The organism is Arthrobacter sp. ZGTC131, assembly GCF_002929275.1.
Taxonomy (GTDB): domain Bacteria; phylum Actinomycetota; class Actinomycetes; order Actinomycetales; family Micrococcaceae; genus Arthrobacter.
In genome coordinates this window covers 90,751-111,219 of sequence record NZ_PJIK01000010.1, presented here as the reverse complement: position 1 = coordinate 111,219, position 20,469 = coordinate 90,751, and the positions used below count along the sequence as shown (strand labels likewise).

18 protein-coding genes are annotated in these 20,469 nt (G+C 67.4%); 10 read left to right on the top strand and 8 right to left on the bottom strand.

The window, feature by feature from the left end; genetic code table 11:
- Window positions 1–99 precede the first annotated feature (99 nt).
- From CXQ90_RS13750 to CXQ90_RS13740, 3 genes are all read left to right on the top strand, one after another.
- Window positions 100–1,548, top strand: a complete 1,449-nt coding sequence (locus tag CXQ90_RS13750; protein WP_104139892.1) for an aldehyde dehydrogenase — start codon at window positions 100–102, stop codon at window positions 1,546–1,548.
- Complete coding sequence (rfaE2, locus tag CXQ90_RS13745) at window positions 1,545–3,080, top strand: D-glycero-beta-D-manno-heptose 1-phosphate adenylyltransferase (RefSeq protein ID WP_258064534.1); 1,536 nt, start codon at window positions 1,545–1,547, stop codon at window positions 3,078–3,080. The genes CXQ90_RS13750 and rfaE2 overlap by 4 nt, the downstream gene beginning before the upstream one ends.
- 111 nt (window positions 3,081–3,191) lie before the next feature.
- Complete coding sequence (locus CXQ90_RS13740) at window positions 3,192–4,097, top strand: spermidine synthase (protein WP_104139890.1); 906 nt, start codon at window positions 3,192–3,194, stop codon at window positions 4,095–4,097.
- 42 nt (window positions 4,098–4,139) lie between these two features.
- Here CXQ90_RS13740 and CXQ90_RS13735 read toward each other — a convergent pair whose 3' ends face one another.
- Window positions 4,140–5,057 carry a LysR family transcriptional regulator gene (locus CXQ90_RS13735; protein WP_104139889.1) on the bottom strand — a complete coding sequence of 306 codons (918 nt, stop codon included), beginning with the start codon at window positions 5,055–5,057 and terminating at the stop codon, window positions 4,140–4,142.
- Between the two features lie 228 nt (window positions 5,058–5,285).
- Here CXQ90_RS13735 and CXQ90_RS13730 point away from each other — a divergent pair, with 228 nt between their 5' ends.
- Window positions 5,286–6,035 (top strand): 3-hydroxybutyrate dehydrogenase, encoded by a 750-nt coding sequence (locus tag CXQ90_RS13730; protein ID WP_104139887.1) that lies wholly within the window; start codon window positions 5,286–5,288, stop codon window positions 6,033–6,035.
- A gap of 27 nt (window positions 6,036–6,062) precedes the next feature.
- Here CXQ90_RS13730 and CXQ90_RS13725 read toward each other — a convergent pair whose 3' ends face one another.
- The 5 genes from CXQ90_RS13725 to CXQ90_RS13705 form a co-directional block, all read right to left on the bottom strand.
- Window positions 6,063–6,698: a LysE family translocator gene (locus tag CXQ90_RS13725; protein ID WP_104139886.1), complete on the bottom strand. Its 636-nt coding sequence runs from the start codon at window positions 6,696–6,698 to the stop codon at window positions 6,063–6,065.
- 124 nt (window positions 6,699–6,822) lie between these two features.
- Window positions 6,823–7,065 (bottom strand): helix-turn-helix domain-containing protein, encoded by a 243-nt coding sequence (locus CXQ90_RS13720; RefSeq protein ID WP_104139884.1) that lies wholly within the window; start codon window positions 7,063–7,065, stop codon window positions 6,823–6,825.
- A 56-nt stretch (window positions 7,066–7,121) separates the two neighbouring features.
- On the bottom strand, window positions 7,122–7,376 hold the full coding sequence (locus tag CXQ90_RS13715; RefSeq protein ID WP_146068895.1) for a hypothetical protein: 255 nt from the start codon (window positions 7,374–7,376) through the stop codon (window positions 7,122–7,124).
- A gap of 295 nt (window positions 7,377–7,671) precedes the next feature.
- On the bottom strand, window positions 7,672–9,147 hold the full coding sequence (locus CXQ90_RS13710) for an amino acid permease (RefSeq protein WP_181038561.1): 1,476 nt from the start codon (window positions 9,145–9,147) through the stop codon (window positions 7,672–7,674).
- 147 nt (window positions 9,148–9,294) lie between these two features.
- Window positions 9,295–10,212: an SDR family oxidoreductase gene (locus CXQ90_RS13705; protein WP_104139881.1), complete on the bottom strand. Its 918-nt coding sequence runs from the start codon at window positions 10,210–10,212 to the stop codon at window positions 9,295–9,297.
- A 174-nt stretch (window positions 10,213–10,386) separates the two neighbouring features.
- Between CXQ90_RS13705 and CXQ90_RS13700 the strand changes: the two genes are divergently transcribed.
- The 4 genes from CXQ90_RS13700 to CXQ90_RS13685 all read left to right on the top strand — a co-directional run bounded on the left by CXQ90_RS13700 (window position 10,387) and on the right by CXQ90_RS13685 (window position 15,127).
- Window positions 10,387–11,232: an IclR family transcriptional regulator gene (locus tag CXQ90_RS13700; protein ID WP_104139880.1), complete on the top strand. Its 846-nt coding sequence runs from the start codon at window positions 10,387–10,389 to the stop codon at window positions 11,230–11,232.
- Window positions 11,233–11,432: 200 nt separating this feature from the next.
- Entirely contained in the window at window positions 11,433–13,127 is a 1,695-nt protein-coding gene (locus CXQ90_RS13695) for a urocanate hydratase (protein WP_104139878.1), read from the top strand.
- 8 nt (window positions 13,128–13,135) lie between these two features.
- Window positions 13,136–14,728 carry a histidine ammonia-lyase gene (gene hutH, locus CXQ90_RS13690; RefSeq protein WP_104139877.1) on the top strand — a complete coding sequence of 531 codons (1,593 nt, stop codon included), beginning with the start codon at window positions 13,136–13,138 and terminating at the stop codon, window positions 14,726–14,728.
- A gap of 162 nt (window positions 14,729–14,890) precedes the next feature.
- Window positions 14,891–15,127 carry a hypothetical protein gene (locus tag CXQ90_RS13685; protein ID WP_078029134.1) on the top strand — a complete coding sequence of 79 codons (237 nt, stop codon included), beginning with the start codon at window positions 14,891–14,893 and terminating at the stop codon, window positions 15,125–15,127.
- Between the two features lie 95 nt (window positions 15,128–15,222).
- Here CXQ90_RS13685 and CXQ90_RS13680 read toward each other — a convergent pair whose 3' ends face one another.
- Window positions 15,223–15,483, bottom strand: a complete 261-nt coding sequence (locus CXQ90_RS13680) for a hypothetical protein (protein ID WP_258064533.1) — start codon at window positions 15,481–15,483, stop codon at window positions 15,223–15,225.
- A gap of 200 nt (window positions 15,484–15,683) precedes the next feature.
- Here CXQ90_RS13680 and CXQ90_RS13675 point away from each other — a divergent pair, with 200 nt between their 5' ends.
- The gene (locus CXQ90_RS13675) at window positions 15,684–16,988 is read left to right on the top strand and encodes a sodium:proton antiporter (RefSeq protein ID WP_104139874.1); all 1,305 of its coding nucleotides are present in this window, start codon (window positions 15,684–15,686) and stop codon (window positions 16,986–16,988) included.
- 130 nt (window positions 16,989–17,118) lie between these two features.
- On the top strand, window positions 17,119–19,353 hold the full coding sequence (locus CXQ90_RS13670) for a transglycosylase domain-containing protein (protein ID WP_104139872.1): 2,235 nt from the start codon (window positions 17,119–17,121) through the stop codon (window positions 19,351–19,353).
- A 17-nt stretch (window positions 19,354–19,370) separates the two neighbouring features.
- Here the strand turns inward: CXQ90_RS13670 and hutG are convergent, their stop codons facing one another.
- The gene (hutG, locus tag CXQ90_RS13665; RefSeq protein ID WP_104139871.1) at window positions 19,371–20,444 is read right to left on the bottom strand and encodes a formimidoylglutamase; all 1,074 of its coding nucleotides are present in this window, start codon (window positions 20,442–20,444) and stop codon (window positions 19,371–19,373) included.
- Window positions 20,445–20,469 lie beyond the last annotated feature (25 nt).

Genomic DNA, 20,469 nt, shown 5'->3' with positions numbered 1-20,469 from the left:
GCGGCGTGTAAATCCGCCGGGGCAGGGTACGGATGACGTCAGAGGACGGCGTACCCGGGAACCGGATCCATGAACCAGCAACCCACAGCGAGGAGCCCCATGCGATCGACCATCATGGCCACTGCGCAGGACGAACTCACCATCCGGGACCCCCGCACGGGGGCAACCGTCGGCAGCCTGCCCGGCGCTCGGCCCGGGGACGTCGCTGCTGCACTGGACGCAGCCCGCGCCGCACAGCCCGGCTGGGCAGCCACGCCGCCTGCAGAGCGCGGAAGGCTGCTCCGCGCCGCAGCCGGCGCGCTGGACGGGGCCGCGGCGGAGCTGGCGGAACTCAACTCGCGGGAAACCGGCCGCCCAACCGGAGAAGCCCTCGCCGGGATTGCCGCCGGTGTCTCCACCTTGGAACAGTATGCCGAACTCGGACCGGTGCACCGCGGCCACAGCCTCCGCGGTAGTATTCTGGCGGCCGATTACACAGTGGCCGAGCCCCGCGGCGTGGCCGTGCTGCTGACTCCCTGGAATGATCCGGTCGCCGTAGCCTGCGGACTCATCGGTGCCGCCCTTGTCACCGGCAACGCCGCGGTCCACAAACCCAGCGAGCGCTGCCCCCACGTGGGGAAGCGGTTGGGTGAAGTGCTGTCCGCTGTTTTTCCGCCCAACGTGCTGCTGACCCTGACCGGAGGGGCCGACGTCGGTACCCTCCTCACGCAGCAGGCTGCCGTAGACGTTTTTGCGCACGTAGGGTCCAGTGACGCCGGCTCGCGCATTGCCCGCGCCGCCGTTCTCACGGGCGCGCACGTCATCAGGGAAAACGGCGGTAACGATCCGCTGCTCGTGGATGACGACGTCGATCCCGGATGGGCCGCCGAACAGGCGGCGATCGGTGCCTTCAGTAACAGCGGACAGATCTGCACGTCGGTGGAGCGGATCTACGTCCACCGGGCCATAGCAGACCAGTTTTGCGAGGCCCTGGTTGAGCAGGCACGGAGCCGCAACCGGGAGGGCATGCTGGCACCGCTGGTGGATATCAGTATGCGCGAAGCCGTGCACCGGCACGTGGCGGAGGCCCTCCGGTTAGGCGCGACGGCGGCCGAAGGCGGGGCAGTCCCGGACGGTCCCGGGGCCTTCTATCCGGCCACCGTGCTCCTCGAATGCACCGACAGCATGGACGTCATGGCCGAGGAAACGTTCGGGCCCGTGGCTCCGGTCCGGGTGGTGGAGAGCTTCGAGCAGGGGCTAAGCCTCGCCGCCGCGGGCCGCTACGGGCTGGCCGCGACCGTCCTGACCGGGCGCATCGCGCACGCTCAGCAGGCCATCGCCGCCCTGCCGGTAGGCACCGTTAAGGTCAATGAGGTGTTCGGCGGGGCGCCGGGCGGTTCAGCCCAGCCGCGCGGCGACAGCGGTCACGGCTTCGGCTACGGTCCGGAACTCCTGGACGAATTTACGCAGGTGAAGGTGGTGCACGTCGCGGCTCCGCCGGCAATGACGGTACCCGGCCAGGCCGCCCCGGCACTGGGGATCACCGCGGCGGAAGCGCCTGAATCGTGAGCGGCGGCGTTGCCGGAGACGGCCTGCCGGACCTTTCCGAGCAGCGGGGACTTGCCGCGTGGCTTCCGCGGCGGCTCGCAGAGGAAAGCCCGGCCATCACTGTAGTGGGCGATTTCATGCTTGACGGCTGGTGGAGCGGTTCGATCGACAGGATGTGCCGCGAGGCGCCTGCTCCTGTGGTGGACATCGAACACCGTGTTTTTGCCCCCGGTGGCGCGGCGAACACGGCCATGAACCTGGCCGCCCTGGGCGCCCGGGTGAGAGTCGCCGGGATCATTGGCCGGGATGACGCCGGCGGGGAACTGAAGCGGCAGCTCCTGGCCGCTGGGGTGGACACCGGCCTGCTCTGCGAGCACCAGGACATGACGACCACCACGAAGATCAGGATCAGCAGCGGCGGCCAGGTCCTGTTGCGCTTCGACGACTCCGCGGGCGAAATCCCCGGCGGCGCGCTGGAGGCGCTGGCCGCTGCGGTGCCTGCCGCCGTCGAACATCAGGCCGCAGTGGTGATCTGTGACTACGGAACCGGCGTGCTGGCCGAGCCGGTGCGCCGCCGCCTCATCGACTGTTTGGGCCGGCGCGCACCGGAAACGCTCGTGGTGGTGGATGCCCACGACCCCCGTCCCTGGGCCGGGCTGGAGCCGGATCTGGTGACCCCCAATGCGCAGGAGGCAGCCCGGCTACTGGACCTCAGGCTGCCCGCCGGTCCCGAGCGCGCCGCCGTGGTTACCGAGCACGGGCGTCAGCTGCTGCAGTCAACGGGGGCGCGAGCCGTCGTGGTCACCCTGGACCGGGACGGGACAGTCCTGATTCCGGCCACCGGCAGTTCGCACCGGACGTGGGCAAGGCCGGTGACCGAGAAGCAGGCCTCAGGAGCCGGGGACACTTTTGTTGCCGCACTGACCCTGGCCCGCGCAGCCTCGCTCCCGCTGACGGCGAGCCTGGACCTGGCCCAGGCCGCCGCCGATGTGGTGGTCCACCATCCCGGCACGTCCGTGTGCGGCACTGACGAACTGGGGCGCTACCTTGAGAGCTTCGCCGACACCGCCCTGACCGCCGACGAGCTGGAGCGCCACCTGCGCGCGCACCGAAGCGACGGGCAGCGCGTGGTCCTCACCAACGGATGTTTCGACGTGCTGCACCGGGGACACACCCGCTACCTGAACCAGGCCAAGCAGCTGGGCGACGTCCTGGTGGTGGCACTCAACAGCGACGACTCGGTGCGAAAGCTCAAGGGACCCGGCCGGCCAATCAACGGCGTGGCGGACCGGGCGGCCGTAATCGCGGCCCTGAGCTGCGTGGACTACGTCACCGTGTTCGATACCCCGACGCCCATTCCGCTGATTGAGCAGCTGCGGCCAGAGGTCTACGCCAAGGGCGGCGACTACACGCCCGAGATGCTCGCGGAAACCGAGGCGGTGGAGGCCTACGGCGGCCGGGTTTCCATCCTCGACTACGTGGCGGAGCGATCCACCACCGCCATGGTCCAGCGCATCCGCAACGGCGAAGGCGCATCCGTTTCTGAGGCATAGCGGGCCCCGCTGATAGGACCGTCCCCGGCTGATCGAGTCCGTCGGGATCGAGGCCGGCGGGATCGCCCGGCTCAACTAGGGTTGAAGCATGACGGAAGCGGCGGAAAACTGATGGCACGGCGCGGAAAGTCGGGAAGAAGGACGGGCGATTCTGTTCCCGGAGTAGTGGACCTGCCCAAGGGCACCCGCCCGGACGGACCCGTTGAAGGCGTCTACTACATCGACACCGGCGACTGTGAACTCATCGCGGACCAGGACAACTCCACGGGCTGGCTCCTGCGCATCAACGGTGTCATGAGCTCGCACATTGACCTCGCCGATCCGCTGTTCCTCGAGTTCGAGTACATGCGGTGGATGGCGGCGCTGATCGAGTCGCGCTGGCCCAGGGACTCCCGGCCAAAAGTGCGCGGGCTGCACCTTGGCGGCGGGGCCTGTTCCCTTGCCCGTTACTTCCATGCGGCGTACCCGGAGGCGCGGCAGGTGGTGGTTGAACTGGACGGCAAGCTCGCCGAATACGTCCGCGGGTGGTTCGATCTCCCCAAGGCTCCGCTGCTGCGGCTCCGCGTGGGTGAGGCCCGGGCCGTGACCGAGACCCTGACCCCGCAGACCCGCGATTTCATTATCCGCGACGTCTTCGCCGGGGCCCTGACGCCGCGTCCCCTGACCACGGGGGAATTCAACGCGCACGTGCGGCGCGTGCTGGCCCCGGGCGGCATCTACGTGGTGAATTCCGGGGACGGCCCGGACCTGAAAAACGCCCGCGAGGACGCCGCCACCATCGTGGCGGCCTTTGAGCACACCGTGATCATCGCGGATCCCGCCATGCTGAAGGGGCGCCGGTACGGCAACATGGTGATGGCCGGCAGCGACAAGCCGTTCGACGACGATCCCGGGCTGGCGCGCCGGCTCCTGGGCGGGGCCGTACCCGCGCACATTTGGAATGACGCGAAGGTTCGTGCCTTCGCCGCCGGCGCGCGCGTGCGCCACGACCCGGAGCTTGCGCCGGCTGCGCCTTAGCGGCTACGTAACTGCCGTTTTGCGGCCGCCGCAGAAGGGCAGTTACGGAGCAGCAGTTGATCTGCCGCCGTGCCCCAGCAGCCACGCCCGGTGGGCCGCAGTCTGTTCCTGCACGGCCTGGACAACCGCCGAGACAGCTGGCCGGCGCATCGAGTCGGGCCGCAACACCATCCAGTAGGGGAGCCGTTCGGCGATGTCCCCGGGCAGCAGGCGCACCAGATCATCGTGCCTGTCTGCCACGAAGCACGGCAGGAATCCTATGCCGGCGCCGGCCCGCGTTGCTTCCACATGGACGAACACATTGGTGGAGCTCACGCCGTCCTTCATCGCCGGCACCAGGCGCCGCGGAGCGTCGAGGTCGTCCACCTGCAGCATGGAGTCCACGAAGTACACCAGCGGATGCGTGCTCAGGGATTCCACTGAGTCCGGCGTGCCGTTCTCCTCCAGATACGCCCGGGAGGCATACATGCCGAGGACATACTCGCCCAGCCGGAACGCCTCGGCCCGGTGTACCTGCGGCTCGCCCACCACCACCTCGATATCCAGCCCGGAGCGCTGCTGCAGGGCCCGCCGTGTGACAGTGACGATCTCCACGCTGAGCCCGGGATGGTTCCGCCTCAGCCGCGCCACCGCCGGCGCCGCAATGTAGGCGCTGAAGCCGTCGGTTGCGGTCATGCGAACGACGCCGGTGATCGGGTCCGGCGGCCGGCCGGACGGTCCCAGCGCGCGCACCGCAGATTCCACCTGTTCCGCAACCAGCACGGCCTGCGCGCCGAGTTCGGTCAGCTCCCAGGCGCCGGCCGCCCGGGAGAGGACGCGCCCGCCGAGAGCCTTCTCCAGCGCGGCAATCCGGCGCGAGACCGTGGTGTGGTTGAGTCCCAAAACCTGCGCGGCCGTCGTGAATTTTGCCGAGCGCGAGACGGCGAGCAGAACCAGCAGGTCATCCGGGTTGGCATCCATATCTGCAATTTTGCACGAATCAAGTGCCGGATTGGCTATTGAACCGCATTCTTTCTGCAGCAATACTCAGGAGGATCGGAAGTGCTGGAACACGCAGCACGTGTCAGCGTGGACACTTTGAGGAGCCAACCATGAATGCGAACCCATCCTTGCAGGCCGTGCAGTGCCCGGCCGCAGACTCGGCGACGGCTCCGGCCCGGCGTCACACAACCCGATAGGCGGTCTGGCGTGGAGAAGACTCTGAACGGCCGCAAGGCAGTGGTAACCGGCGGTGCCAGCGGGATCGGCGCGGCCTGCGTGCGCGAACTCGCTGCCCGGGGAGCCAAGGTGGTGGTGGCGGACGTGGACGAAGCAGGCGCGGCCGCACTCGCCGATGAGGTGGGCGGCACGGCCTGGGCGGTGGACCTCCTGGACGTCGACGCGTTGGCGGCGCTGAGCCTGGACTGCGACATCCTGGTCAACAACGCCGGGATCCAGCGGGTCAGCCCCATTGAGGACTTCGAACCGGAAGCCTTCCGCAGGATTCTCGCGCTCATGCTTGAGGCGCCGTTCCTGCTGATCCGGGCGGCGCTGCCGCATATGTACGCCAACGGCTTCGGCCGGATCATCAACGTCTCGTCCGTGCACGGCATCCGTGCCTCCCCGTTCAAGAGCGCCTACGTTTCCGCGAAGCACGGACTCGAAGGCCTGAGCAAGGTCACGGCACTGGAGGGCGGCGAGCACGGAGTCACGTCGAACTGCATCAATCCCGGGTATGTGCGGACGCCCCTCGTGGAAAAGCAGATCGTGGACCAGGCGCGCGTTCATGGCATCCCGGAGTCGGAGGTACTGGCAAAGGTCATGCTGACAGAGTCCGCAGTCAAGCGGCTGGTGGAGCCCGAGGAGGTCGCCGCGCTGGTGGCGTTTCTGGCCTCCAACGACGCCGGCATGGTCACCGGAGCCAGCTACACCATGGACGGCGGCTGGTCGGCTCGCTAGCTTGCCGGTTGAGCCTGTCGAAACAGGCTAGTTCTTGGTGCCCGTCAAGGCGAGGGTGCCGCCCAGACCGATCATCATGACGCCGCCGGTGGTGCTGACCGCCGAGATCCGGCGGGGCGAGCGGGCGAACCATTGACGTGCCGTGCCCGCGGCGAGGGCCCAGACGCTGTCCGAGACCAGGGCGATTGCCAGGAACGTGGCCCCGAGCACGGCGAGCTGGAGCGGAATGGCCCCGGCGGCGTGGTCCACGAACTGGGGGAGAACGGCCACGAAGAACACCACGGACTTCGGGTTGGTGGCTCCTACGAGGAACCCTTCCCGGAGAATGCGCAGCGTGGAGGCGGAGGGCGACACGTCCCGCGCCGCCGAATGCCCCTTGCGTTGCCGGATCGCCTGGATGCCCAGGTAGATGAGGTAGGCAGCTCCGGCGAACTTCACCACAGTGAACAGCAGCACCGACTGTGCCAGCACCACGCCGACGCCCAGCGCCACTGCCGCGATCTGCAGCAGTTCGCCCACGGCGTTGCCCGCCACGCTGAGAAGGCCACCCCGCCTTCCCAAAGCCAGGGACCGTCCGATGACAAACAGAACGCTCGGGCCGGGGACGGCGATGAGCAACGCGGAGACGAGGGCGAAGGCCAGCAGGTTGGTCAAAGGCACCATGCCTGATGGTAACGCCGGCACCCGGGGCCGGCCACACTCCGTGCCACCCCTGGTCTCAGCCCTGCCCGCGGTCTGGACCGGGCTCCGGACCGGGCTCCGGAACGGTGTCCGGGCCGGCGCCCGGTTAGGTGGCTGAATCGGTGCCCGGAACGTGGTCCGGGTGCGTTTTCGGACCGGTGGCCAGGCTGCCGGCCCGCCGGATGTACTCCTCGACAGCCGACTCCGGGACCCGGTAGGACTTGCCGAAGCGGTCTGCCACCAACGTGCCTGCCCTGACCATGCGGTAAACGGTCATTCGGGAGAGGCGCAAGGCTGCTGCAACTTCGGCGATGGTGAGGTAGGCCGTGTGTAAATTGGCGATTGACATGGGCTGGGCTCCTCCGCTGTGGTGGGGTGGACTGAGCTGATGCCGCGAAGCCGGGCCTAGTCCGGCCGCCTCAGCTGCCGGTAGTCGTAGAAGTACATCCGGCCCGAGGACCGTAGGCCGATCCAGTAACCGTCCTTGACCACCACGGTGCCTTCGTGCCTGCCGCTGAAGGGATCATCGCCCACCACGACGTCGCCTAGTTTGAAAGGCACCGCAGCCGTGCGTGCACGCTTCACGGCCTGGCTTAGGAGGCCGGACAGCCGGCCGGTTCGAATTCTGTCAGCCGGCGCTCCGGCAGTGAGTTTCAGCATCGGGGACCACTCCTTCACAGCGTGACCAATCGTCGGTTCACTGGCGGTGCGGATCCGGAACATCTGAGAGCGGAGAGGGTTCCCCGCATCCGGCTTGCACCGTGGAGTCAACTGTAGGTAATAATCACACCCGTCACACGAGTAACGTCTACCCCATTTATCACAGGAGCCCCTCGCGTAACAGGCCCTGAAGTACTCACTTTCGGCCCAGGAGGATACTCGGACGTCGTTTGCCCCGTGCGGATATTCCGGCTGACCGCGGGGGCCGACGGCGCTCCCCGGCGGTCCCTCGCGGTCAGCCCTGGACCACCGGCAGCGGTGAGGTTTCGTCCTCAAGATGGGCCCGCCGTCGTCCGTTCCCCTTGACCCAGAGGCGGTAGGCGAGGACCAGCAGGCCTAGCCAGACCGCGCCAACGTAGAGCGCAATGCGCGTGTCCTCGAAAATGCCGAGGACCGCGATTACCAGGGCCATGAAGATGATGGTCAGGACTGAGGCAGCCGGCCACCAGGGGGACGGGAATTCCGACGCCGGCAGGCCCTTTCGGGAGATCTCACGCTTCATTGCCACATGGGAGGCCAGGATCATGACCCACACCCATACCGTGGCGAACGTGGCAATCGAGGCGATCAGCAGGAAGACGTCTTCGGGGATGACGGCATTCAGGACGACGCCCACGAGGAGGATTCCTGCCATCATCACCACCGTCATCCAGGGCACGCCGTGCCGCGAAACCCGGCCGAAGCTCTCCGGGGCGTGTCCCTGCCGGGCCAGGCCGAACAGGATGCGGCCGGCGCCGAAGATGTCGCTGTTGATCGCGGAGAGCGCGGCGGTGATCACCACGGCGTTGAGGATGTGCGGTGCGGCCGGGATGCCGAGGCCGCTGAAGATCTGTACGAACGGGCTGCCGTTGCTGCCGATCTCGTTCCACGGGAACAGGCTCATGAGCACGCCGAGGGTCAGGACGTAGAACAGCAGCACACGGACCGGCACGGTGTTGACTGCCTGCGGAATGACCTTCTTGGGGTCGGCTGCCTCGCCGGCGGTGATGCCGATGGTTTCGATCCCGCCGAATGCGAACATCACCACGGCGAACGCGGCCAGGAGGCCCTCGAAGCCGTTGGGGAACAGCCCGCCATGCTCCACGAAATTGCCCAGGCCCGGGGAGACGGTGGACCCGCCGGCCTGGAACCCGAACGCCAGGATTGCCGCGCCGCCGGCGATCATCGCGATGATGGCCATGACCTTGACCAGGGTGAACCAGAACTCAAGTTCGCCGAACACCTTCACGCTCAGCAGGTTCAGCGCTGCGAGCAGGAAGATGATGGCCAGGACCCAGATCCAGCGCTCCACGGCAGGAAACCAGAAGCCCATGTAGATGCTGAACGCGGTGACATCGGCAATGGCGACGATCGCCATCTCGAAGACGTAGGTCCAGCCGGTCACGAAGCCCGCCAGCGGGCCGAGATAGCGGCTGGCATACTGCCCGAAGGAGCCCGACACCGGGTGCCGAACCGCCATTTCGCCCAGCGCCCGCATCACCATGAACACCGCGGCGCCGCCGATCATGTAGGCGAACAGCACGGCGGGCCCGGCCTTCTGGATCGCGGACGCGGAACCGTAGAACAGCCCGGTGCCGATGGCCGAGCCCAGCGCCATGAAGCGGATGTGCCGGACGTTGAGTCCGCGGTTGAGGACGGTTTCCACCGTGGTGCGTGCCGTCCCTATGGCGGCTGCGGGTGCCGTCCTAATGGCGTCTGGTGCTTGCTGCATACGAATACCTTCTCGTCTTTGGGAGGGGGATCGCTTACCAGCAGACCATTTCAGGGACACACGTGATGAGTCTCACGGGGTCTTGGTGTCTTCAATTTCAGACTGTTCGGCGGCCGGCTGTCAGCGGTAACCGGCGGCGGCCGGCCGTCAGCGGTAACCGGCGGGATCGGCGGGAAGGCCGGGGTCCTGAACCTCGGCCAGGTACCGCCAGCAGTCCGGCTGCGAGCCGTCAACATCGGTGAAGCCGTACTCGCGGGCCAGTCCGCCGGAGGAGAACGAACCGCCGCTGCGGAGATGCAGTTCCGGGTCCGCCGCCAGCGCGGCGACGGCGCGGCCGACGAAGCGCGGGCTTTCCGAGATCGCGGCGAAATGCGGGTTTACTGCCGCACCGTCGCGCCAGTTCGCTTCCGTCACGCCGTAGTGTTCCAGCATCATTTCCGAGCGCATCCAGCCGGGCGTCAGGGCCAGCGCCGTGCATCCGAACGGCTTCAGCTCCTCGGCCTGGCTGAAGGCGAGGCGGAGGACGGCGGACTTTGCCAGGTCGTAAAACGCCGACAGGCGGTAGTGCGCCGTGTTGTACTCCCGGGTCCCGTCCGTCATCTCCACCACGAGCCCGCCGGGCCGCCGGATGAGCAGGGGGAGCGCGAAATGGCTGGTGACTAGATGCGTGTCCACGGCGCCGTGAAGCATTTTCAGTCCGGCATCGAGGTTGTGTTCCCAGAGCGGGGTGTTCCATTCGACGAGGTTCTCGCCGCCCCACACATCGTTGACCAAGATGTCCAGGCGCCCGCGCTCGGCGTCAATCCGGCGGATCAGTTCTGCCACTTCGGCGGCATTGAGATGGTCGACGGCGGCAGGGATGCCCTCCCCGCCCACGGAGGTCACCATCTCGGCGGTTTCCTCGATGGTTTCGGCACGGTTGTAGGCGGACCTGCGGTCCCGCGTGGTGCGACCCGTGCAGTAGACGGTGGCGCCTGCTTCGCCAAGCGCCACCGCGGTGCCTCGCCCGGCCCCGCGCGTGGCGCCGGCGACCAGGGCGACTTTTCCTGCGAGTGGTGAGTCCATGCCTAACGCTACCTCCGGAGGCGTGGGCGGCGGACTGTGGCACGTTCGGCAATAGTCTGGTATTCCGGACACACAGACAGCTGGTTCGCCCAGCGAGTCCTTCGCAAAGGCGCAGACTTAAGTACGGTATCCCGGACACGAGCCAGTCCCGAGACCGGAACGACGGAGGAACACATGGCAGACACAGTGGTGCCGCCGGCAACGGTACGGGCGCCCAAGGCGGCGTCGAGGACCGCACCGAAGGCGACGTCGAAGGTCCCCGCGGCAGAGAACACCCTCCGGATCCTCAAACTGCTGGCCTCGAGGCGCGGGCCGATGGCGGCGTCGAACATCGCCACCGCGCTGGGACTGCCGCGTTCCAGCGTCTACCACCTGCTGGGCGTGATGGAGGCTAACGGTTTTGTCCTGCATCTGCACGAGGAGCAGCGCTACGGCCTCGGCATCAGCGCCTTCGAACTCAGCTCGGCCTACTCGCGGCAGGAGCCGCTGTCCCGGCTCGGGCGGCCCGTGCTCGCCTCGCTCGTGGACGTGATCGGCGAAAGCGCGCACCTCGCGGTGCTGCACGGGCGGGACGTGCTGTACATCGTGGAGGAGCGAGCCAAGAACCGGCCGTCGCTCGTGACCGACGTCGGAGTCCGGCTGCCGAGCCACCTCACCGCCAGCGGGCGGGCCATCCTCGCCGCGCTGCCCAAGTCCCAGGTCCGTGCGCTGTACCCGAATGCCGCCGCGTTCAGCGCCCGACACGAGGTGGAGGGGGCCATCATGAAGTACTCGGCGCTGTCGTCGCACCTGGACCAGGTCCGGCAGCGCGGCTACGCCACGGAACACGGTGAGGTGACGCCCGGCTTCGGTTCCATCGCCGCCGCCGTCACGGATCACCTGGGATGGCCGACGGCGGCAGTCGCCGTCACGTTCCTCGAGGACAGGCTGCCGGCGGACCAGTGGCCGGCGCTCGCCGCGCGCGTGCAGAAGGTGGCCGACGAACTCTCAGTCCGCATCCACGGCCGCCGCTCCGCTTGACCCGCCCCACCCCCTGTTGCCCTATCACTTGCGGTTCCCATCCGCCCGTTTTGGCCAGCGGAAGTGATAGCGCAACGGGGGAGGGGCGGGTCTGTAATCCCGGACAGTACCCGCCTCAACCACCTGTTTCCGGGGCTGGGGACGCGCTTTAGTTGATACAGAACCACTTCTCTAACCACAGAACATACGAAGGAGCCCTCATGGCACCCGCCGATTTCACCACCGGTGCCCGCCCGGTCAAAGCAGCCCGCGGCACCGAGCTCAGCGCCAAGTCCTGGCAGACGGAAGCCCCGCTGCGCATGCTCATGAACAACCTGGACCCCGAGGTCGCCGAACGCCCCGATGACCTCGTGGTCTATGGCGGCACCGGCCGGGCCGTCCGGTCCTGGGCAGCGTTCGACGCCATCGCCCGCACCTTGGAAACCATGGAAAAGGACGAGACGCTCCTGGTCCAGTCGGGCAAGCCGGTGGGTGTGTTCCGGACCAACGAGTGGGCGCCGCGCGTACTGCTGGCAAACTCCAACCTCGTCGGTGACTGGGCGAACTGGCCCGAATTCCGCCGGCTCGAGGCCGAAGGCTTGATGATGTACGGCCAGATGACCGCCGGGTCCTGGATCTACATCGGCACCCAGGGCATCCTGCAGGGCACCTTCGAAACCTTCGCCGCCATCGCCCGCAAGCTCACCGGGGATGAAAACGGCACCCTCGCCGGCACCCTGACCCTCACCGGCGGGTGCGGCGGCATGGGCGGCGCCCAGCCGCTCGCCGTCACGCTGAACGACGGCGCCTGCCTGATTGTCGACGTCGACGAGACCCGCCTGCGCCGCCGCGCCGGCAAGCGCTACCTTGACGAGGTGGAGACAGACCTCGACGCCGCGATCGCCAAAGTGCTCAAGGCCAAGGAGGAGCGCCGCGGCTGGTCCGTGGGATATGTCGGCAACGCCGCGGAGGTCTTCCCCGAAATCCTCCGGCGCCACAACGCCGGCGGGCTAACGGTCGACATCGTCACGGACCAGACCTCGGCGCACGATCCCCTGAGCTACCTGCCCGAGGGCATCTCCGTCGATGAGTGGCGCAGCGAAGCCGCGGCAGATCCGGAAGGTTTCACCAAGAAGGCCCAGGCCTCGATGGCCAGGCACGTCCAGGCCATGGTGGAGTTCCAGGATGCGGGCGCCGAGGTGTTCGACTACGGCAACTCCATCCGCGACGAGGCCCGCAAGGGCGGCTACAACCGCGCGTTCGAATTCCCCGGCTTCGTCCCGGCCTACATCCGGCCGCTGTTCTGCGAGGGCCTCGGCCCGTTCCGCTGGGTGGCGCTTTCCGGTGACCCCGAGGACATCGCCGTCACGGACAAGGCCATCAAAGAACTCTTCCCGGAGAACAAGCACCTGCACCGCTGGATCGACGCCGCCGGGGAGCGCGTGGAGTTTGAGGGCCTGCCCGCGCGGATCTGCTGGCTGGGCTACGGCGACCGCGCCAAGGCCGGGCTGTTGTTCAACCAGCTCGTGAAGGAAGGCAAGGTCAAGGCGCCCATCGTGATCGGCCGCGACCACCTCGACTCCGGTTCCGTGGCCTCGCCGTACCGCGAGACCGAGGCCATGGCCGACGGCTCGGACGCGATCGCCGACTGGCCGCTGCTGAATGCCCTGCTCAACACCGCCTCCGGTGCCACCTGGGTCTCGATCCACCACGGCGGCGGCGTCGGCATCGGCCGCTCCATCCACGCCGGCCAGGTCTCCGTCGCCGACGGCACCGACCTCGCCGCGCAGAAACTCGAACGCCTCCTCACCAACGATCCGGGCATGGGCGTCATCCGCCACGCCGACGCCGGCTACGGCCGCGCCGTCGAAGTCGCCCAGGAACGCGGCGTCCGCATCCCGATGAACGAGAAGTAGGAATCACCATGACCATCACTACGCAAGCACCGCTGACCGTTACCCTCGGCTCCAGTGGAGTCACGCCCGAGGACGTCGTCGCCGTCGCACGCCACAACGCGAAGGTGACCATCGCCCCGGAAGCCCTGGACGCCGTCGCCAAGGTCCGCGCCCACATCGACGAACTCGCCTCCAGCAACGTCCCCGCGTACGGCATCTCCACGGGCTTCGGGGCGCTCGCCAACCGGCACATCCCCAACGAGCTGCGCACACAACTGCAGAAGTCGCTCATCCGCAGCCACGCCGCAGGCATGGGCCCGGCCGTCGAACGCGAGGTGGTCCGCGGCATCATGTTCCTGCGCGCCAAGACGCTTGCTTCGGGCCGCACCGGCGTCCGGCCCGTGGTGCTCCAGACCATGGTGGACGTGCTGAACGCCGGCATCACCCCGGTGGTCCGCGAATTCGGCTCGCTCGGCTGCTCCGGCGACCTCGCGCCGCTCTCGCACTGCGCCCTGGTGCTCATGGGTGAAGGCGAAGCCACCGGACCGGACGGCGAACTCTACGGCACCAAGAGTGCCCGTCCGGTCGCCGAACTCCTCGCAGAACACGGCATTGAGCCTGTTGTCCTCGCGGAGAAGGAGGGGCTGGCGCTCGTCAACGGCACCGAAGGCATGCTCGGCATGCTCCTGATGGCCATCGCGGATCTCCGCCAGTTGCTCACGACGGCGGACATCACCGCCGCGCTCAGCGTCGAAGCCCTGCTCGGCACCGACCAGGTGTTCTTGCCCGAGCTCCACGCTGCCCTTCGGCCGCACCCGGGCCAGGCCGCCAGCGCGGACAACATGCTGCGGGTGCTGTCCAACTCCCCGATCGTCGCCTCCCATCGGGTGGGCGACTCGAGGGTCCAGGACGCCTACTCGCTGCGCTGCGCCCCGCAGGTGGCCGGCGCCGTCCGCGACACCGTGGACCACGCGGATCTGGTGGCCTCCCGCGAACTCGCGGCGGCCATCGACAACCCGGTGGTCCTTCCGGACGGCCGCGTGACCTCCAACGGCAACTTCCACGGTGCCCCCGTGGCGTACGTCCTGGACTTCCTGGCCATCGCCGTGGCCGATCTGAGTTCCATCGCCGAGCGCCGCACGGACCGCATGCTGGATCCGGCCCGTTCGCACGGGCTGCCGGCGTTCCTCGCCGCGGACCCGGGCGTCGATTCGGGGCTCATGATCGCGCAGTACACCCAGGCGGGGCTGGTCTCGGACAACAAGCGCCTGGCCGTGCCGGCCTCCGTGGACTCCATCCCGAGCTCCGCCATGCAGGAGGACCACGTGTCCATGGGCTGGCATGCCGCCCGGAAACTGCGGAAGTCCGTCGAGAACCTCCGCCGCGTCCTGGCCGTCGAACTGGTGACCTCCGCCCGGGCCCTCGACATGCGCAGCCAGCTCTCCGGCGGTCAGCTGACTCCGGGTCCTGCGGGTGCCGCAGTCGTCGCGGCGCTCCGCGGCGTCGTCGAGGGTCCGGGTGCCGACAGGTTCCTTTCACCCGAACTGGAAGCGGCGGATTTGCTGGTGGCCTCCGGCGAGGTAAGGGCGGCAGCCGAATCCGCCGTCGGAATCCTTGCCTGAAAATGAACAATGTGCGCCGCCGGTAAACATTTGCCGGCGGCGACGAAATACTCTGCAACCTCCCGGGCACGGGCCCGCGGAGTGTAGTAGAACTGAAGGTGTAGTAAAAGTCACATCAACGTCGCTGTGACGGAGAACATCCACAAAGGGGTAGAAGTTCACATGAAAGCACGCGGGGCAGTTCTGTCCAGGCGCATCGCACACACGGCCACGGTTTCCGACTGGGGATCGTTGCACGCGGGCGAGCGGGTCGAAATCATCAAGCACGCGCATGTTATTGCCGCAGGCGAGGTCGAGGAAGTTTCACGGAGCGGCAACGTTCTATGGCTCGTCAGCAGCGGGATCTCCGAGACGCAGCTCTTTATGAAGTCCGACGGCGTGCAGGTTCGCCGGACTTAGGTCAGGCAGACAAAAGCCCCCGACCCTGGGATCATCCCGCCGATTACGGCAGCGGATGAGCCCAGAGGCGGGGGCTTTTTGCTTGCTAGGGCGTGCTAGGCTGCGATGTCCTCGTGGGTTTCGCCGAAGGGGACCGACTCGTCGAGGGCAACCTTGTAGTGGCCCGGTTCGAGGCGCGTGACCCTGATGCCGCAGGTGCGGTCTTGGGCTGCCGTTTCGATCAGGGCCCCCACTGCATTCTCCAGGCCCTCGTGGACCTGGTCCGCACTGGTGAAGGCCAAGTGGATGGACCAGGAATCCGAGGAGCCTGCCGCGTTTGAAGGAGCGGTTGGGCGCTCCATAGTTGCTGTGCTCATGTGATGACTTTCTGTGATTCGTGCCGAGGCCGGAGCCTATTCTACCCGCCTGAAGGAACAAACGTAAGATGACTGGCATTTAACAGGGTTCGTGACCGGTTTGTCTAGCGCTTCAAAATTTAGGGGGTTGGGTCCCCTCCGGGCTGCTCCTACGGCTACTGTTGGTCAGATCCGACAAGCTACCAGCGGAGAGGGCCGCCGTGTTTGAACCTGCAAGTATTATGTTTGCCGCGGCCGGCGTAGCCGTTTTTGTCGCTGCCATCCTGCCTAAGCTGCTCCGTAATGCCCCGTTCTCCATGCCCATGGTATTTCTGGGTGCAGGCATAGTCGCCTTCAGCCTGCTCGGCGACCTGCCGGACCCGGACCCGGTCGCCCATCCGGAATTCACCACGCACCTGACCGAAGTCTGCGTCATCATCTCCCTCATGGGTGCAGGGCTGGCACTGGACCGCCCCGTCGGCCGCCGCCGGTGGGCCACCACCTGGCGGATGCTGGCCATCGCGATGCCGCTCTGCATGGCCGGCATGGCGCTCCTGGGCATGTGGCTGCTGGGCCTGGGACTGGCAGCGGCGGTCCTGGTCGCCGCCGCCCTGGCGCCAACGGACCCTGTCTTGGCCTCTGAAGTGCAGGTCGGCGAGCCGGCCGACGAAGAGGAGGAGGCCGACAAGGAGGATGAGGTCAGGTTCGGGCTGACTTCCGAGGCAGGGCTCAACGATGGACTGGCTTTTCCCTTTGTGTACCTGGCCATCGCCATGAGCGTGGTTGGCACCGCGCCCTCGGCCTGGTTCCCCGAGTGGTTCGCCGTCGACATCCTGTGGCGCATTGGCGTGGGCGTGCTGCTGGGATTCGGAACAGGCAAGGCCCTCGCCATGCTCTTCTTCTCTGCCCCGCACGCCAGCATTCGCCTGTCCAACCATTCCGAGGGGTTCGTTGCGCTTGCTGCCACGTTCCTGGCCTACGGCGTCACGGAGATGGTCGAAGGCTACGGCTTCATTGCGGTGTTCGTCTGCGCCGTGACCATCCGCGCCGCCGAGCACACGCACGGCTATCACAAGGTGCTGCACTCCTATGTGGAACAGCTCGAGCGGCTGCTGACGGTGGTCATCCTGGTTCTCCTGGGTGGAGCCATCGCGAGGGGCATGCTGGCGGGAATCGGCTGGGCTGACGTGGGGTTCGCGCTGATTTTCCTGGTGCTGCTCCGTCCGCTGTCCGGCTGGCTGGCCCTTGCCCGCGGCAAGACGGGACCGCGGGAGCGGATCGCCATTTCGTTCTTCGGCATCCGGGGAATCGGTTCGCTGTACTACCTTTCGTACGCACTCGGGCAGGGTGCCTTCGGGGACCAGGCGGACCGGCTTTGGGCGATTGTCGGCCTGGTGGTGGCCATGTCCGTAGTGCTGCACGGCGCCACCACCGCGCCCGTCATGAATCGGCTGGACCGGCTGCGCGAGCGCCGGGCAGCGGAGGATTTCGGGGACGAAGGCAAGGCCCCTCAGACTCCCGTGTAATGCGGCAAGAGCCGTTCATTCCAGTGCACCACGGGCGCCAACCCGTCCAGGGCACGCGGGGCTGAATGTGGATCGACCACCGGCCGCCGGGTATTCTGAACTCACTTCCGACGTTTGGTGAGCTGACTTCATGGCAGGCAAAAGCTTTGTACTCCGGACGCTGCGTGCCGTGGCGGCGATGCTGGGGTTTGTGATCGTCAGCGGCATATGCGGGGTTTTGGTCGCCAGCTTCCTGGTCCCCGGGGCCGCGATCGCGGGCACCACCGTCAGCAATTCGATCTCCTATTTCAACAGCCTCCCCACCGAACTTGCAGTTCCGACGCCGGCCCAGACCACCAGGATGGTGACGGCGGACGGAAAGCTGATCGCCACGTTCTACGCGGAAAACAGGGTGCGGGTGCCGCTGAAGCAGATGTCCCCGTTTATCCGGGACGCCGTGGTGGCCATCGAGGACAGCCGCTTCTACGAGCACAGCGGGGTGGATACGCAGGGCGTCCTCCGGGCACTGACCAGCAACCTGACGCGCGGCGAGCGGCAGGGAGCCTCCACCCTCACCCAGCAGTACGTCACCAACGTGGCCAACGAGGCCCTGATTTCAGCCGGCCGAGAGGATCAGGTGGTGCTCAGCGGCCAGAAAAGCATGGGGGACAAACTCCGCGAAATGCGGCTGGCAATGGCGCTGGAGAAGAAATTCAGCAAGGACCAGATCCTCGAGGGCTACCTCAACATCGTCTTCTTCAACCGCACGGCTTACGGCATCGAGGCCGCCGCCCAGTACTTCTACAGCGTTCCGGCCAGCAAGCTGACCCTGCCCCAGGCGGCCCTGCTCGCGGGGCTGGTGAACAGCCCGAGCTTCTACGACCCCGTGGCCAACCCGAAGAACTCGATCGCACGGCGCAACCAGGTCCTGGCCGCAATGCTGGAGCAGGACAAGATCACCAAGAAGCAGTATGCCGCCGCGGTGGCGACAGGCGTCGGGCTGAAAATCAGGCCCTCCAAGCAGGGTTGTGCGGCGGCCGCGCTTGCGCCCTACTTCTGTGACTACGTCACCCACCTGATCCTCAACAGCCCCGCGTACGGCGCGGACACGGCGGCGCGCGAGCAGAAGCTGTACCGCGGCGGGCTGACCATCACCACCACCCTGGACAGCAGGCTGCAGGAGAAGGCCCAGGCGCAGGTGAATGCCACTGCCGGGCCGAACCCCGCCAAGTGGGGCGCCGCTCTGGTCACGGTCCAGCCGGGCACGGGCAAAATCCTCGCCATGGCGCAGAATACGGTCTTCCTGCCGCAACGCGGAAAGTTCGACACCCAGCTGAACTTCAACGTGGACGCCAAGGACCCCATCGGCAACGACCTCAACGGCGCCGGAGGATTCCAGCCGGGTTCCACCATGAAGCCCTTCACATTCGCGGAATGGCTGCATCAGGGACGGACCATGACCGAAGTCGTGGACGCTTCACGGCGCGAGTATCCGCTGGGATTCAAATGGCGGTCCTCCTGCGGGAAGATGCTCGGCGCCTACAGCACCAAGCAGAAGAAAGCAGGCCTGGAAGCGGCCGAGGATCTGCAGAATGCCTCCGAGGGCTACTACCGGAAGATGCCGGCCGACTACGGCCTGTACAACTCCATCAACACGGCCACGTTCGCCGAGGCGGCCCAGCTGGATATATGCGGGATCCAGAAGATGGTCGACGCCGTGGGCATCCATAGTGGCCTGGACGGCACCCCCGTCAATATGCACCAGCTCGGTAACCTGCTGGGCGGCACCGGTGTGTCCCCGATGTCCATGGCCAGCGCCTTCGCAACGTTCGCGGCCGACGGCCGGTACTGCGCGCCGTTCGCACTCCTTCGCGTGGCGGACGTCGCGGGACAGAAACTTCCCGGCCAGGCCGCGGAATGCCGGGGAGCCGTGGACCAGGACGTCGCCCGCGGCGTGAACAAGGCACTGCAGGACATGCTCAACAAGGGCTCGGGCATCTATATCAACCCCAAGGTCCAGAGCCGCGTCCCGGCGGCGGCCAAGACCGGGACCAACAACAACAACGGCGCCAGCTGGGTGGTGGGCTACACCACGGGCCTGGCCACAGCCTCCTTTTTCGGCGACGCCCTGGAAGGCCAGCAGCGGCCCGGCCGGAACCTCACCATCAACGGCAAGTTCTACTCCCGAATCGACGGCTACATGATTGCGGGCCCGCAGTGGGCGAATTACATGGTCCAGGTGGCGCGGCTGTATCCGGCCGCCGCGTTCCCCAAGCCGCCGGCGGCCATCGTCGCCAAGCCGACGCCAAAAAAGCCAACCCCCAAGTCGAAGCCTGCGGCGTCCCCCCGCGCGTCCGCGAGCCCTTCCTCCGGCGCCAAGGATTAGGCCACCCCGCCGTATTCCTAACCCGGCTGCGCCGAGTCCCTGCCTGGCTGCGCGCTCGGGCCCAGCAGGGTGTTGACCAGGCGCGCCGCCACCCGGGCCGTGCGGTTGTCAATATCAAAGGAGGGGTTCAGCTCCGCCACATCGGCGTGCAGCAGCTTCCCGCTCGCGCACACCTGACGGCACACGGCGGCGATCACCGGCAGCGGGACGCCGAATGCCGCCGGGGCGCTCACCCCGGGGGCCACGGACGCCGGCAGCACATCCAGGTCGATGGTCAGGTACAGGACGTCGATATCGGCCAGGAAGCCGGCCACGAACTCGTGCGCTGCCTGCGGCGTGCAGTCCTCGTCCAGGAGGTATTCCACGCCCAGCCCATGCGCCGTGCCGAACAGCGCGCCCGTGTTGTTCGGTTCGGAAATCCCGACGACGGCGTACTTCAGTTCGCGCCCTGCGGCGGCTTCCGCCCGGGCCATCTGGAGGAACGGCGTGCCGGAGCTGGGCGCGGCCTCGTCGCGGAGATCGAAGTGGGCGTCCAGGTTCAGCACCCCCAGCCGCTGTCCTGTCCGGACGGACTGGGATCCCGCCACGCCCAGGTAGCTCGCGAAGGCGGTCTCGTGGCCGCCGCCGAGCAGCACGGTGAGGTTGCCGGCGTCGAGCAGTGCCGTGAGCGCCACCCCGGCGCGGGCCTGGCCTGCTTCGAGTTCGCCGTCCCGGACGGTCACGTCACCGGCGTCGAGGACGGGCCTGTCCAGGTGGAAGGCCAGCGGCCCCAGGGCCCCTCGGATGGCCGCAGGCGCCTTCGCGGCGCCGGTCCGCCCCTTGTTGCGGCGGACACCCTCGTCGCTACAGAAACCCAGAAGCACTGCCGGTTGTGCGGAACTGCCCGGGGAAGCGGCGCCGCCCGGAGTAGCGACGCTGGCGGGCGGTGTGACTTTGATAGGCAGGTCGGCCCGGAGAGGACTGCGCTGGTGCCGGGTGGCTGCGTACGGAGCCACCGCCTGCCACCAGCGGCGGTGTTCTTCGCGGTCGCCGTCGAACCTGCCGGTCCATAGCGGCGGCGGGGAATCAACGGAGAGCGCGGGGAAATCCATGCTTCAAGCTCACCGCACGGGGCCG